The sequence below is a fragment of the Salinibacterium sp. VpJ6 genome (assembly GCF_059767345.1).
In genome coordinates, this window is the sequence record NZ_JBSOQL010000001.1 from 1096863 (window position 1) to 1109762 (window position 12900).

General features: G+C 61.0%; 17 protein-coding genes. 1 reads left to right on the forward strand and 16 read right to left on the reverse strand.

The genetic code is table 11. The annotated features are described in order from the left end of the window. Positions 1-3: 3 nt before the first annotated feature. The 6 genes from rimI to glmS are packed head-to-tail and all read right to left on the reverse strand — an operon-like array spanning position 4 to position 4977. Positions 4-495, reverse strand: a complete 492-nt coding sequence (gene rimI / locus ACWTV1_RS05375; protein ID WP_498504414.1) for a ribosomal protein S18-alanine N-acetyltransferase — start codon at positions 493-495, stop codon at positions 4-6. Further along, entirely contained in the window at positions 492-1112 is a 621-nt protein-coding gene (gene tsaB / locus ACWTV1_RS05380; protein ID WP_498504415.1) for a tRNA (adenosine(37)-N6)-threonylcarbamoyltransferase complex dimerization subunit type 1 TsaB, read from the reverse strand. The genes rimI and tsaB overlap by 4 nt, the downstream gene beginning before the upstream one ends. Then, entirely contained in the window at positions 1096-1620 is a 525-nt protein-coding gene (tsaE, locus tag ACWTV1_RS05385) for a tRNA (adenosine(37)-N6)-threonylcarbamoyltransferase complex ATPase subunit type 1 TsaE (RefSeq protein ID WP_498505034.1), read from the reverse strand. The genes tsaB and tsaE overlap by 17 nt, the downstream gene beginning before the upstream one ends. Positions 1621-1649: 29 nt before the next feature. Further along, the gene (alr, locus tag ACWTV1_RS05390) at positions 1650-2750 is read right to left on the reverse strand and encodes an alanine racemase (RefSeq protein WP_498504416.1); all 1101 of its coding nucleotides are present in this window, start codon (positions 2748-2750) and stop codon (positions 1650-1652) included. Further along, positions 2747-3118 carry a holo-ACP synthase gene (locus tag ACWTV1_RS05395; protein WP_341619227.1) on the reverse strand — a complete coding sequence of 124 codons (372 nt, stop codon included), beginning with the start codon at positions 3116-3118 and terminating at the stop codon, positions 2747-2749. Before ACWTV1_RS05395 ends, alr begins: the two co-directional genes overlap by 4 nt. Positions 3119-3126: 8 nt before the next feature. Continuing rightward, positions 3127-4977 carry a glutamine--fructose-6-phosphate transaminase (isomerizing) gene (glmS, locus tag ACWTV1_RS05400; protein ID WP_498504417.1) on the reverse strand — a complete coding sequence of 617 codons (1851 nt, stop codon included), beginning with the start codon at positions 4975-4977 and terminating at the stop codon, positions 3127-3129. 55 nt (positions 4978-5032) lie between these two features. Here glmS and coaA point away from each other — a divergent pair, with 55 nt between their 5' ends. Beyond that, positions 5033-5980 carry a type I pantothenate kinase gene (gene coaA, locus ACWTV1_RS05405; protein ID WP_100388232.1) on the forward strand — a complete coding sequence of 316 codons (948 nt, stop codon included), beginning with the start codon at positions 5033-5035 and terminating at the stop codon, positions 5978-5980. An 84-nt stretch (positions 5981-6064) separates the two neighbouring features. Here coaA and glmM read toward each other — a convergent pair whose 3' ends face one another. The 10 genes from glmM to infA form a co-directional block, all read right to left on the reverse strand. Continuing rightward, on the reverse strand, positions 6065-7426 hold the full coding sequence (glmM, locus tag ACWTV1_RS05410) for a phosphoglucosamine mutase (protein WP_498504418.1): 1362 nt from the start codon (positions 7424-7426) through the stop codon (positions 6065-6067). Positions 7427-7452: 26 nt separating this feature from the next. Beyond that, a complete protein-coding gene (gene rpsI / locus ACWTV1_RS05415; protein WP_100388230.1) occupies positions 7453-7941 on the reverse strand; it encodes a 30S ribosomal protein S9 in 489 nt (162 codons plus the stop codon). Positions 7942-7983: 42 nt separating this feature from the next. Then, positions 7984-8430, reverse strand: coding sequence for a 50S ribosomal protein L13 (gene rplM, locus ACWTV1_RS05420; RefSeq protein WP_498504419.1), 447 nt, complete (start codon positions 8428-8430; stop codon positions 7984-7986). Positions 8431-8649: 219 nt separating this feature from the next. After that, on the reverse strand, positions 8650-9573 hold the full coding sequence (locus tag ACWTV1_RS05425; RefSeq protein WP_498504420.1) for a tRNA pseudouridine synthase A: 924 nt from the start codon (positions 9571-9573) through the stop codon (positions 8650-8652). Between the two features lie 73 nt (positions 9574-9646). Continuing rightward, complete coding sequence (gene rplQ, locus ACWTV1_RS05430; RefSeq protein ID WP_100388218.1) at positions 9647-10147, reverse strand: 50S ribosomal protein L17; 501 nt, start codon at positions 10145-10147, stop codon at positions 9647-9649. Positions 10148-10185: 38 nt separating this feature from the next. Then, positions 10186-11181, reverse strand: a complete 996-nt coding sequence (locus tag ACWTV1_RS05435) for a DNA-directed RNA polymerase subunit alpha (RefSeq protein ID WP_100388217.1) — start codon at positions 11179-11181, stop codon at positions 10186-10188. 166 nt (positions 11182-11347) lie between these two features. After that, positions 11348-11746: a 30S ribosomal protein S11 gene (rpsK, locus tag ACWTV1_RS05440; RefSeq protein ID WP_100388216.1), complete on the reverse strand. Its 399-nt coding sequence runs from the start codon at positions 11744-11746 to the stop codon at positions 11348-11350. 51 nt (positions 11747-11797) lie between these two features. Continuing rightward, entirely contained in the window at positions 11798-12172 is a 375-nt protein-coding gene (rpsM, locus tag ACWTV1_RS05445) for a 30S ribosomal protein S13 (RefSeq protein ID WP_100388215.1), read from the reverse strand. A 193-nt stretch (positions 12173-12365) separates the two neighbouring features. After that, positions 12366-12482 carry a 50S ribosomal protein L36 gene (gene rpmJ, locus ACWTV1_RS05450; protein ID WP_129072182.1) on the reverse strand — a complete coding sequence of 39 codons (117 nt, stop codon included), beginning with the start codon at positions 12480-12482 and terminating at the stop codon, positions 12366-12368. A gap of 75 nt (positions 12483-12557) precedes the next feature. Then, positions 12558-12779: a translation initiation factor IF-1 gene (gene infA / locus ACWTV1_RS05455; protein ID WP_010203795.1), complete on the reverse strand. Its 222-nt coding sequence runs from the start codon at positions 12777-12779 to the stop codon at positions 12558-12560. Positions 12780-12900 lie beyond the last annotated feature (121 nt).

A 12900-nucleotide genomic window follows, 5' to 3' on the forward strand; every position in this document is an offset into this window, starting at 1 on the left:
CGCTCACTGGCCGACCGCCGGAGCAAGCTTGGGCTCGGGAATCGTCAGTTGCATCACGATGGCGTCAACCCCATCCGGTTGGTAGTAGTTGGGGCGCACAGCGATGCGCTCAAATCCGAGCGAGTCGTAGAGTTTTTGCGCCGAAGGATTATCGTCGCGCACTTCGAGAAACAGTTCGCTGGCACCGCGATCACGAGCCTCGACCATGAGCGCGTGCATCAATGCACGACCGATTCCGTGGCGGCGAGCATCCGGAGCAACCGCAATAGTTTGGATGTCTGCCTGCCCCGAGCGGTACGGCGCACGCAAGCCGGCATAGGCCTTCACCACGGCGGACTCCTCAAGCGTTGTCGCCACAAGGTAGTAGCCGTGGTTGTCGCCGAGCTCGCCCCGCATCATGTCGCTCGACCAGGCGTCGTTGGCGAACTCGCTCGCCTCGATCGCCATGATGGCGTCGAGGTCGTCGATCGTGGCGCGGCGTAATTGCCAGCTCATGCGGTGACTCGTTTCGGTCCTGCGGAGGGGGTGACGTCGGGCGAGCGCAAATAAAGCGCCTCTTCGCCCGCAAACGGACGGTCGTTTTCGCGGAGCAAGTGCGCGAGACGTGCCAGGCGCGTGGCTTGCACCGGCTCGGTGTCGCGCAGCGCAAAGTCCTCGAAGTTGGGCACGCTCGTGGCGAGCTCAGCGGCCGGAGCCAATGCGGGGCCCGCGACGAGAATCGGCAAGCCAGCGGCATCCGACCCCTCGTACGTTGACCAGTACAGCTCTTTGCGACGGGCGTCGGTAGCCACCACTACGGGTTCTGTCTCGCCGAGCGCGAGAGCATCGTGAGTGACGACGGGCAGCAATGGAAGACCGGCGCCAAAGGCGAACACTCGAGCCGCCACGATGCCGACCCGCAGTCCAGTAAAGGGGCCCGGGCCCATACCGGCCACGACACCGGTCAGGTCGGTTACAGCGACTCCCGCATCGGCGAGGACACCGTGGATGAAATCGCCAACCACCTCGGCATGCTTACGGGTGTCGAGAGAATTGCGTTCCGCGCGCACCGAACCATCGGCCGCCACGACCGCGACGGTCGTTCCCGCCGACGTATCAATCGCTAACAGCATTGAGCCACTCCATGTCTGCCCACCGGGGGCCAGTGCCCGTCACGGTCACCGTGCGCGGCTCAATGGCCTCGTCGGCGAAGTCGTCGTGTGATTCGCTGAGGCCGTCAGCGCTGTTCTCGCGGGAGCCCCCGCCGATGGGGCGCGCGATGTCCACGGTCAGCCAGCTGTCGCTTACTCCGTCAAGCAATCCGGCACCCCACTCCACGATCACGATGGATGCTTCGAAATCGATATCGAGGTCGTCGAGTTCTACAGCGCTACTGAGGCGGTACGCGTCGACGTGGACGAGCGGCGCAGCAGCGTCAGTCGACAATTCAACTCCCACGTCATCCAACCGAGGGTGCGTGCGTGCCAGCACGAACGTCGGGCTCGTGACCGTGCCACGGATGCCGAGAGTCTCGCCAATCGCCCGCGTGAGGGTTGTCTTGCCAGCGCCAAGCTCGCCGTTGAGGAGAACCAGATCCCCCGCGCCCAGTTGCGCAGCAATAACCGCGCCCAGCTCGGCCATGCGATCAGGCGTAGCAATAGTAAAAGCGCTCACGATTCGTACCTGCGGGTCACTCGCGGCCCGATGCGGGTCACGATTTCGTAATTGATAGTGTCGGCCGCTTCAGCCCAGTCGTCGGCGCTCGGCACCGCGGTCGCAGGATTGCCGAACAGCACCGCTTGATCACCAATCGCCACTGTCGCGTCGCCCATGTCGACCACAATCTGGTCCATTGCTACGCGGCCAGCGACCCGGCCGAGAACGCCATTGATCGACACGGGGCCGCGATTCGACGCGTGACGCGGAATTCCATCGGCGTAGCCCACCGGCACGAGCGCCAACGTGGTATCTCGCTCGCAACGGTACGCGTAGCCGTACGAGACTCCAGAACCTGCTGGGACGCGCTTCACCGAGACCACGGGAGCGCTCAGCGTCATCGCTGGCACAAGGCCGAGAGCCGCAACATCCACATCAGCGGAAGGAGCAAGACCGTAGCTCGAGATTCCGACGCGCACGAGGTCAAAGCGAGCCGCTGGATGCTTGATCGCACCTTCGGATGCCGCGATGTGGCGGAGATCCGGGCGCAAGCCCACCGATTCGGCCATCGCAATCGCGGCGGAAAACTGCTCGATCTGTTCGAGATCATGCTCGGCGCCGGCGTTGGCCAGATGGCTCCAGAGCCCCCGAACGCGAATGCGGCCCGCTAGCTCATGGGCAACAGCGGCTTCGAAAAATTGGTGCCACTCATCCAGAAAAGCACCGTTGCGGTGCAGGCCAGTGTCGACCTTCAGGTGAACGTAGGCGGTATCGGATGTCGCGGCAACTTCATTCAGCTGAGCGAGGCTGCTCACGCCGAGGTCGATCTTCGCGCGCACCGCTTCGCCGAATGCTGCCCCCGGCTGGTGCAACCACGCCAAGAGCGGAGCGTCGATTCCTGCCGCGCGCAATGCGAATGCTTCGTTGAGGTCGGCGACGCCCAGCCAGTTGGCACCGCCGGCGAGAGCGGCACGCGCACTTTCCACCGCGCCGTGGCCATAGCCATCCGCTTTCACGACGGCCATAACCTGCACCGGTGCGACGAGCGCCCGCAAGGTCTCAACGTTGTGGCTAATGGCTGCGGTGCTGACCGTGGCAACTCGAAGGTCACTCATGGGGTGGCCTCGGCAATGACATAGGCAATAGCGATTCCCGCGTCGTGGCTCATCGAGAGATGAACCGAAGTGATGCCCCGACGATCCGCAATATCTTTCGTCGAGTTGTGGAGTTCGAGCGAGGGATTTCCCAGCGCATCCGACACCACCCGCATGTCGTGCCAAGTGACGCCACTCGAATCTCCGAGGGCCTTGATGAGTGCTTCTTTCGCGGCGAACCTTCCGGCGAGCGAGCGAAGCGGGCGAGGTTTGCCCTCCTTGAGTTGTTCGCTCTCAGAGAACAGGCGCGATGTGAGGGTCGGTGTGCGCTGCAACGCTCGCTCGAAGCGGGCGATGTCGACGACATCCACACCGATCCCCACAATCACGGTGAAACCTATTCGACGGTGACAGACTTCGCGAGGTTGCGAGGCTGGTCGACGTCGAGTCCCTTCGCAGCAGAAAGCTCCATACCGAAGATGTGCAGCGGGATGACAGCAAGCAGCGGCTCGAAGAACGAACCAGCCAGCGGAATCGGGATGACCTCATCGGCGAAGGGAAGCACGGCGGCGTCACCCTTCTCGGCAATCGCAATAACGCGAGCGCCCCGAGCACGGATCTCCTGAATGTTGGAGACGACCTTCTTGTGAAGCGAGTTCGGGTCGCGCGGGCTCGGAACGATGACGAAAACAACCTGGCCAGGCTCGATGAGCGCGATCGGACCGTGCTTGAGCTCGCCAGCGGCAAAGCCCTCAGCGTGAATGTACGCGAGCTCCTTGAGCTTGAGCGCACCCTCGAGCGCGACCGGGTAGCCGACGTGGCGACCGAGGAAGAGCACCGACTGAGTGTCCGTCATCCAGTGAGCAAGCTGCTTGATCGACTGCGAGGTAACGAGAACCTCAGAAATCTTCTCCGGCACCGCCTGCAGCTCTGCGACGTTTTCGCGAATGGCGTCATCGCTCAGCGTGCCACGCACGCCCGCGATGTGAAGGCCGATGAGGTAGAGCGCAGTGACCTGAGCAACGAAAGCTTTCGTGGATGCCACAGCAACCTCGGGGCCCGCGTGCGTGTAAACAACTGCGTGCGATTCGCGCGGAATCGTTGCGCCGTGCGTGTTGCACACCGACACAACCTTCGCGCCCGACTCCATCGCGAACTTGACCGCCATGAGCGTGTCCATCGTTTCGCCGGACTGGCTGATCGAGATAACGAGCGTGCGCTCCGTCAGAATCGGGTTGCGGTAGCGGAACTCGTGAGCGAGTTCCACATCAACGGGAACACGAGCCCACGCCTCAATGGCGTACTTGCCGAGCATGCCCGCGTACGCAGCAGTTCCGCACGCGATAACGACGATGCGGTCGATGTTGGCGATGATCTCGTCACCGAGCGGCTCGAATTCGGTGAGCTTGACCAGACCGTCCTGAACGCGACCAAGAATGGTGTTGGCTACGGCATCCGGCTCTTCGCTGATTTCCTTGGCCATGAAGCTCGACCAGCCACCCTTTTCGGATGCCGAAGCATCCCAAGCGATGTCGAACTCTTCGACCTCAACGGCATTGCCATCGAAGTCGATGACGTCGACGGAGTCGGGGCGGATCGTAACAATCTGGTCCTGACCGATGGCAACGGCGCGGCGCGTGAACTCTACGAATGCAGCAACGTCGGAGCCGAGGAAGTTCTCGCCATCACCCAAGCCAATGACGAGGGGCGAGTTGCGGCGAGCGCCGACAACGACGCCGGGCTGGTCCTGATGAACGGCGAGAAGTGTGAAGGCACCTTCGAGACGAGCAACAACAGCGCGCAGTGCCTCAGTGAGGTCGCCGCTCTTTTCGTACTCGCGTCCAACGAGGAGTGCAGCAACCTCGGTGTCGGTCTCGCTAGCGAAGGTCGCACCTTCAGCAAGCAGCTCGTTCTTGAGCTCGGAGAAGTTCTCGATGATTCCGTTGTGAATCAGGGCGAGCTTGGAGTCGCGACCCAGGTGAGGGTGCGCGTTGACGTCGGTGGGGCCACCGTGAGTTGCCCACCGCGTGTGTCCAATACCGGTCGCTCCGTTGTGGAGCGGGGTGGCTTCGAGGTCATCGACGAGCATCTGGAGCTTGCCGGCACGCTTACGCGTTCCGAGCTCACCATCCTCGTCAATGATCGCAATACCCGCGGAGTCGTAACCCCGGTATTCGAGACGCTTAAGACCGCCGAGGAGAACCTCAAGGCTTTTGTTGTTACCGACGTAACCGACAATTCCACACATGGAGACGAGTTTAGTTCCCCAAGCTGGGTATCTGTGCGCAGTTAGGATGAACGTGATGCACGAACATGGCTCCGGACACGGTCACATCTCTCCCTTTTTTGAAATCGATCGGAGCGATTGGGCTGAACTTGCTCCCAAAATGAAAGTTCCCCTCACCCAGGCGGAGCTTATTGAGCTGCGCGGATTGGGCGATGAGCTCGATCTCACCGAGGTCGCCGAGGTCTATCTACCCCTCAGCCGGTTACTCAACCTCTACGCCGAGAATGCCCAGCGGTTGCACGCCGCCACGACGCAGTTTCTGGGCGCCACTACCTCGAGCACGCCGTTCGTGATCGGTGTCGCCGGGTCTGTCGCCGTCGGCAAGTCGACGATTGCGCGCCTGTTGCGCGAACTGCTCTCCCGCTGGGAGGGCACGCCCCGGGTCGAGCTCATTACGACCGATGGCTTTTTGCACCCCAACGCCGAACTCGAGCGTCGCGGAATTCTCGAGCGCAAAGGCTTTCCCGAGAGCTACGACCGTCGGGCCCTGCTGCGCTTCGTGAGCAAGATCAAGGCCGGCGAACCCGAAGTGCGCGCGCCGTTCTACTCGCATTTGGCGTACGACATCATTCCGGATGCCGCGGTAACCGTGCGCAAACCCGACGTTCTTATCGTCGAGGGCCTCAACGTGCTCCAGCCCCCGATGGCGGGCAAGAGCCTCGCGGTTAGCGACCTTTTCGACTTCACCATCTATGTGGATGCTCGCACAAGCGATATCGCCCATTGGTACGAGGAGCGCTTCCTCCGCTTGCAACGCGGCGCGTTCAGTAATCCGCGCTCGTATTTTCACCGCTTCGCCGACCTCGACGAGGATGCTGCCCGCGCCCGTGCTCGCGAGGTGTGGAAGCGCACCAACGAGCCCAACCTCACGCAGAATGTGCGCCCCACTAGGCCACGGGCGTCGCTCATCCTTCGCAAAGATGCCGATCACGCCGTCTCGAAGGTTCTGCTGCGCAAGACGTAAGGGGTGCGCGGTATCGCGACTGTGTGGCGGAGCCGGATAATGTTTGGGTCAGTAAGAGGCTGAACGCCTTACTGATTGAACTGTCTAGCGGCTGAGCTGAGTACGAACAACCTCAGCGAGGCGGTCTGCCATCTGCTGAGCAATTTCTTGGTGTTCGGCTTCGACCATTACGCGAACCATCGGTTCGGTTCCGGATGCTCGCAACAGCACGCGCCCGGTGTCACCCAGCTCTTCTTCCACCGAGGCGACCGCGTCAGCGATTACCGTGTCGGAGCCGAGCGAGTGGTGGTCGACTCCGCGCACATTCACGAGAACCTGTGGGTACACCGTCATGACCTCGGCGAGCTGCGCGAGCGTTTTTCCGGTACGAGCCATTTCTGCCACCAGGTGCAGTCCGGTGAGGATGCCGTCTCCGGTAGTGGCGAACTTGGTCATGATCACGTGACCCGACTGCTCGCCACCGAGGGAGAGCCCGTGGGCACCCAGCGCTTCGAGAACGTAACGGTCGCCCACCTTGGTCTCGAGCATCTTGATGTTGTGCTCTGCCATGGCGCGGCGCAGCCCCAAATTGCTCATCACGGTCGCTACGAGCGTGCGATCGTGAAGCACGCCGCGTTCGGCCATGGACACCGCAAGGATCGCCATGATTTGGTCACCATCGACGACGTTGCCCTCTTTGTCGACAGCAAGGCAGCGGTCGGCGTCGCCATCGTGGGCGATTCCGACATCGGCACCGTGGGCGAGAACGGCAGAAGCGAGGTTGTCGAGATGAGTTGATCCGACACCGTCATTGATGTTGATTCCGTCGGGATCCGCACCGATTACGGTGACCTTGGCGCCGGCATCCGTGAACACCTGGGGCGAGACGCCCGCCGCTGCACCATGAGCACAGTCGAGAACGACGTGGATGCCGGCAAGCTGGTTCGGCAACGTCGACAAGAGATGCACGACATAGCGATCTTCAGCATCGGAGAACCGGCGGATGCGACCAACCTCAACACCGGTCGGAGCGAGGCTCGGAGCGGAGAGAGCGGCTTCGATGCGGTCTTCGACCTCATCGGGAAGTTTGGTGCCGCCCTGACCGAAGAATTTAATTCCGTTGTCAGGTGCGGGATTGTGCGACGCGGAGATCATGACTCCGAGGTCGGCTTTAAAGTCGGCAACGAGGAACGCTGCTGCCGGGGTGGGGATTACTCCGGCGTCGAAAACATCGACGCCCGAGCTCGCGAGCCCCGCGGATACTGCGGCGGAAATAAATTCGCCGGATACGCGGGGGTCGCGTGCCACAACTGCAACCGGTCGGCGGCCTGAAGCGCGCCGACCATCAGCAACTCGGCCTTGGCCCAGTACGACTGCTGCCGACTGAGCCAAGCCGAGTGCAAGCTCGACAGTAAGATCACTGTTCGCGAGTCCGCGAACGCCATCTGTACCAAAAAGACGTGCCATACGTTGCCGCTAGCAGGCGAAGCGGGTTAGCGCTTCGAGAACTGCGGAGCCTTACGCGCCTTCTTGAGTCCAGCCTTCTTACGCTCCTTGACGCGAGCGTCACGAGTGAGGAAGCCGGCTTTCTTGAGGGCAGCACGGTTGTTCTCTTCGTCAATCTGGTTGAGCGAACGAGCGATGCCGAGACGCAGTGCGCCGGCCTGCCCCGAAGGGCCACCACCGGTGATGCGTGCAATGACGTCGTAGCCACCGAGCAGGTCAAGGATCTTGAACGGATCGTTGATGAGCTGCTGGTGAAGCTTGTTGGGGAAGTACTCGGCGAGCTCACGGCCGTTGACCGTGATGGTGCCCGAACCGGGAACGAGACGCACGCGGGCGATTGCCTGCTTGCGACGTCCTACGGCTGCGCCGGGAACGGTGAGAACGGGGCGAGGTGCGCTGGGCGCCTCAACTGCTGCCGACTCGGTCGTGTACGACTCGGGTGCACCCTCGGTGATTGAATCTTCGATCTTAGCCACTGTAATAAGTCCTTTAATTCTTTGCTTCGTGAAGCGCGGGCGCTACTGAGCGACCTGGTCGAGGGTGTACGGCGTGGGCTGCTGGGCAGCGTGCGGGTGCTCAGCACCTGCGTATACCTTCAGCTTGGAGAGCTGAGCGCGACCGAGCGAGTTCTTGGGGAGCATTCCGCGGATTGCCTTTTCAACGGCGCGCGCGGGGTGCTTCTCCAACAGCTCGGAGTACGTGGTGGCCGTGAGCCCACCCGGGTAACCGGAGTGGCGGTAAGCCTTCTTCTGCTTGAGCTTGGAACCGGTGAGGGCAACCTTCTCAGCGTTGATGATGATGACGAAGTCACCCATGTCCATGTGCGGAGCAAAGGTGGCCTTGTGCTTTCCGCGGAGCAAGATGGCTGCGTGGCTGGCGAGACGGCCGAGAACGATGTCGGCTGCGTCGATGATGACCCATTCCCGCGAGATGTCGTCGGGCTTGGGCGAATATGTGCGCGTCACAATAGTGCTGCTTTCATTGATCGAGTGAGGTGTTCGTGAATCCCGCTCCGATGGTTGTTTCTACAGAAACAATTCCGGTGGAGGGCTCATGATCGGATGCCGCACCCTATAGTGCAGACACCAAGGGTCAACAATAGCGGAACTCCGGGCCCGCAGCAAACGCCACTGATGTCAGTGATATCAGCCCGCCGCAAACCGCCGGGCCGAGGACGCAGATGTTTAGTCGAACAGTTCGCGGCGCGAGCGGGTGAGTTCCGCGCGTGCCCCCAGTTCGTCATCCGGCGGATAGCCCACTTCGACGAGAGACAGCCCTTTCGCCGGCATGACCTTGAACTCGCTCCCCTTGGAGCGTTCGTCGCGAATGTCGGCCGGCCGTGAAGAGTCGATCTTGCCCTGGCCCACGTAAACACCAGCACCGACGAGCGACCGCACCATGCTGTGGCAGAAGGCGTCGGCACGAACCTCAGCCAACACGATACCCTCTTCGGTACGGCGGAAGCTGAAACGCTCGAGGGTGCGCACGGTCGTCGCCCCCTCGCGGGGCTTGCAGTACGCAGCCCAGTCGTGGAGGCCGAGCAGCTCGTTTGCGGCCACGTTCATGGCGTCGACATCGAGGGTGGCCGGGTACCAGAGCGTGTGATTGCGTTGGCGGGGATCACGCGGCGACAGGTTGTCGGCGATGCGGTATTCGTAGCGCCTCCACAGCGGCGAGAAGCGGGCGTCAAAACCGTCGGCAGCGATTACCGACTGCTTCACAAAGATGTCGGACTCGAGGCCCGTGATTCCGTTGACCCTGCGCGCTAAGGATGCTGGGCCGTCGTACAGTCGACCGCCCATGTTTCCGCGGCGAGGGCGGTCGAGACTACGCAGTTGGGTGTCGGTGAGGTCGAGGTGCGCAACCTGGCCGGTGGCGTGCACTCCCGCATCCGTTCGCCCGGCGACGACAAGCTGCGGGATGACGCCGAAGCGTCGAAACACGATTGCTAACGCGTCTTCGATAGTGCCCTGCACCGTGCGCAGGGGCGGCGGCTGTTTTCCCCACCCAAAGAAGTTGGTGCCGTCGTAGGCGATGTCGAGGCGCAGCCGCGTATAAGGGGTGGCATCCGACTCGGGCGCCGGGATGGCGGGTGCCGCTTCATTCATAGTTCAACCCTATTTCAACAAGAAAACCCCGGCCCGCACGAAGCGGAGCCGGGGTCTTCTCAAGCGAAGAAAGTTACTTCTCTTCTGCAGTCTCTTCGGTTGCAACCTCGTCGGCGACAACTTCTTCAGCAGGAGCTTCCTCTACGGCGGGCTCTTCTGCAGCAGCCTTGGGCTCAGCCTTAGCGGCAGCCTTCGGGGCCTTCTTCTTAGGTGTAACGGGCTCGAGAACGAGCTCCATCTGAACCATCGAAGCGTTGTCACCCTTACGGTAACCAAGCTTCGTGATGCGGGTGTAACCACCATCGCGGTTCTCAACCTGCGGTGCAATGACCGTGAAGAGTTCGTGGATGACGGTCTTGTCGCCGATGATTCCGAGCGCGCGGCGACGGTTGTGCAGGTCACCCTTCTTCGCGAACGTGATCAGGCGCTCAGCAACGGGACGCAGGCGCTTGGCACGCATTTCCGTTGTCTTGATGCTCTTGTGAGTGAACAGGGCTGCGGCCAAGTTGGCGAGCATGTGGCGCTCGTGCGCCGGTCCACCGCCGAGACGCGGGCCCTTAGTAGGTGTAGGCATTTTCTAGTTCTCCAGTGTCAAAGGTTCGAGCCAGTGGCTCAAGCGTTGGTCTCGTCGTCGGCGTATCCGCCGTAGAAGTGTGCTCCGTCGAATCCGGGAACGCTGTCCTTCAACGACAGTCCCATCTCAACAAGCTTGTCGCGCACTTCATCAACCGACTTCTGACCGAAGTTGCGGATGTTCATGAGCTGGGTCTCAGAAAGAGCAACCAGTTCACTCACGGTGTTGATGCCTTCGCGCTTGAGGCAGTTGTAGCTGCGCACCGAAAGATCAAGATCTTCGATCGGCATGCTGAGCTCGGTCGAGAGCACGGCGTCAACCGGTGCAGGACCAATCTCGATACCCTCTGCTGCCGTGTTGAGCTCGCGAGCGAGTCCAAACAGTTCGGTCAGCGTACGACCGGCCGAGGCCACTGCATCGCGAGGAGTGATTGCGGACTTGGTTTCTACGTCAACAACGAGACGGTCAAAGTCAGTGCGCTCACCGGCACGAGTTGCCTCGACACGGTAGGTGACCTTGAGTACGGGTGAGTAGATCGAGTCGACCGGAATTTGGCCGGCTTCGCTGAACTCGCTGCGGTTCTGCGTTGCGGTGACGTAGCCACGGCCACGCTCGATCGTCAGCTCAAGTTCAAACTTGGCCTTGTCGTTGAGCGTTGCAATGACGAGTTCCGGGTTGTGGATCTCTACACCGGCAGGTGCAGAAATGTCAGCCGCGGTAACTTCACCCGAACCCTGCTTGCGCAGGTAAGCGGTGATGGGCTCGTCGTGTTCGCTGGAGACTACGAGGTTCTTGATGTTCAGGATGACCTCGGTCACGTCTTCCTTGACACCGGCGACGGTGCTGAATTCGTGAAGAACTCCATCGATACGGATGCTGGTTACAGCTGCTCCGGGGATCGACGAAAGAAGGGTGCGACGAAGTGAGTTTCCGAGGGTGTAACCGAAACCGGGCTCAAGCGGCTCGATGACGAACCGTGAACGGAATTCGGAGATGTTCTCCTCAGCAAGGGTGGGACGCTGTGCAATGAGCACTGGTAATTCCTTTCGGCAAAGTGTCCGCTATATGACACTTGTGGGCGACGGGTGGCTGGGCCCGACGTTGTATTGAGTTGTGCGCTGGAACTGTGAGCGAGGGCCACTTGGGCCCTCGCCACACGACGCCAGCACTAGCGAGTTGCCTCGTTAGTACGGCGTGAAACTAAACGCGACGACGCTTGGGCGGACGGCAACCGTTGTGCGTCTGCGGTGTTACGTCGTTGATCGAACCCACTTCGAGGCCAGCGGCCTGCAGCGAACGGATCGCGGTTTCGCGACCTGAACCCGGTCCCTTGACGAAAACGTCTACCTTCTTGACGCCGTGCTCTTGAGCCTGGCGTGCAGCCGACTCAGCAGACATCTGTGCGGCGTAAGGGGTCGACTTACGCGATCCCTTGAAGCCGACAACGCCTGACGAGGACCAGCTCAGTACTGCGCCGGTCGGGTCGGTGATGGTGACGATGGTGTTGTTGAACGTTGACTTGATGTGAGCCTGGCCCACAGCAACATTCTTCTTCTCTTTACGACGCGGCTTACGAGCGGCCGATTTTGGTGCTGCCATTGTTTTCTCCTAAAACGTTGATGGCGACGACGCTGGGGTTGAACCCAGGGTCTATCGGGCCTTCTTCTTGCCGGCTACGGTGCGCTTCGGGCCCTTGCGGGTACGAGCGTTGGTCTTCGTGCGCTGTCCATGAACGGGCAGTCCCTTGCGGTGACGGATACCCTGGTAGCTGCCGATTTCAACCTTGCGGCGGATGTCTGCTGCAACCTCACGACGGAGGTCACCTTCTACCTGGAAGTTTCCTTCGATGTAGTCGCGCAGCGCGATGAGCTGGTCATCGGTGAGATCCTGAACGCGGATCTCTCCGCTGATCTGGGTGTCGGCGAGAGCTTTGAGAGCTCTCGTGCGGCCAACACCGTAAATGTAAGTCAGTGCGACCTCTACACGCTTGTCGCGTGGGATGTCGACGCCGGCTAGACGTGCCATAGTGGCTTCTCCTGTTGATGAGTGGAGGTCTGTAGCAGCACCTGTGCACCGGCCTCCAACCGATGGTGTCCCCTATACCCACTTTCGCAGGCGTCAGATCTGGTGTTGCTAGTTCTGTGTATTGAGTTGTGTGCTGCGGTGTGTGGCGATTACTCGCCGCACGCGCGCAACCATGCGATCTGCTCGCGGAACCTTAGCCCTGGCGTTGCTTGTGACGCGGGTTCGACTTGCAGATAACCATGACGCGACCGTTGCGGCGAATTACGCGGCAGTGGTCGCAGATGGGCTTAACGCTGGGGTTAACCTTCATTATTTTTCCTTGTGAATCGCTGTCGTCGTTCCACTAGCCCGCAAGGGCAGCGTGGACGTTACTTTCCAGCGCGCTTTACTTGTAGCGGTAGGTGATACGGCCGCGAGTCAGGTCATACGGGCTCAGCTCTACAACTACACGGTCCTCCGGAAGGATTCGAATGTAGTTCTGTCGCATTTTGCCGGAGATGTGCGCGAGCACAACGTGGCCGTTCGTCAACTCAACACGAAACATCGCGTTGGGGAGAGCCTCGACAACTGCTCCTTCGATCTCAATGACACCGTCTTTTTTGGCCATAGCCTCTTCGTCGCTATAAGTGTTGTTCGCTGGTCTGCGTGGATTGTGGTGAGTGACTTTGGGAAAAGCCAAGGCGCGAAAAAATCGGCCTGAAACACCAAAGAGCAAGCCTACGCTAATC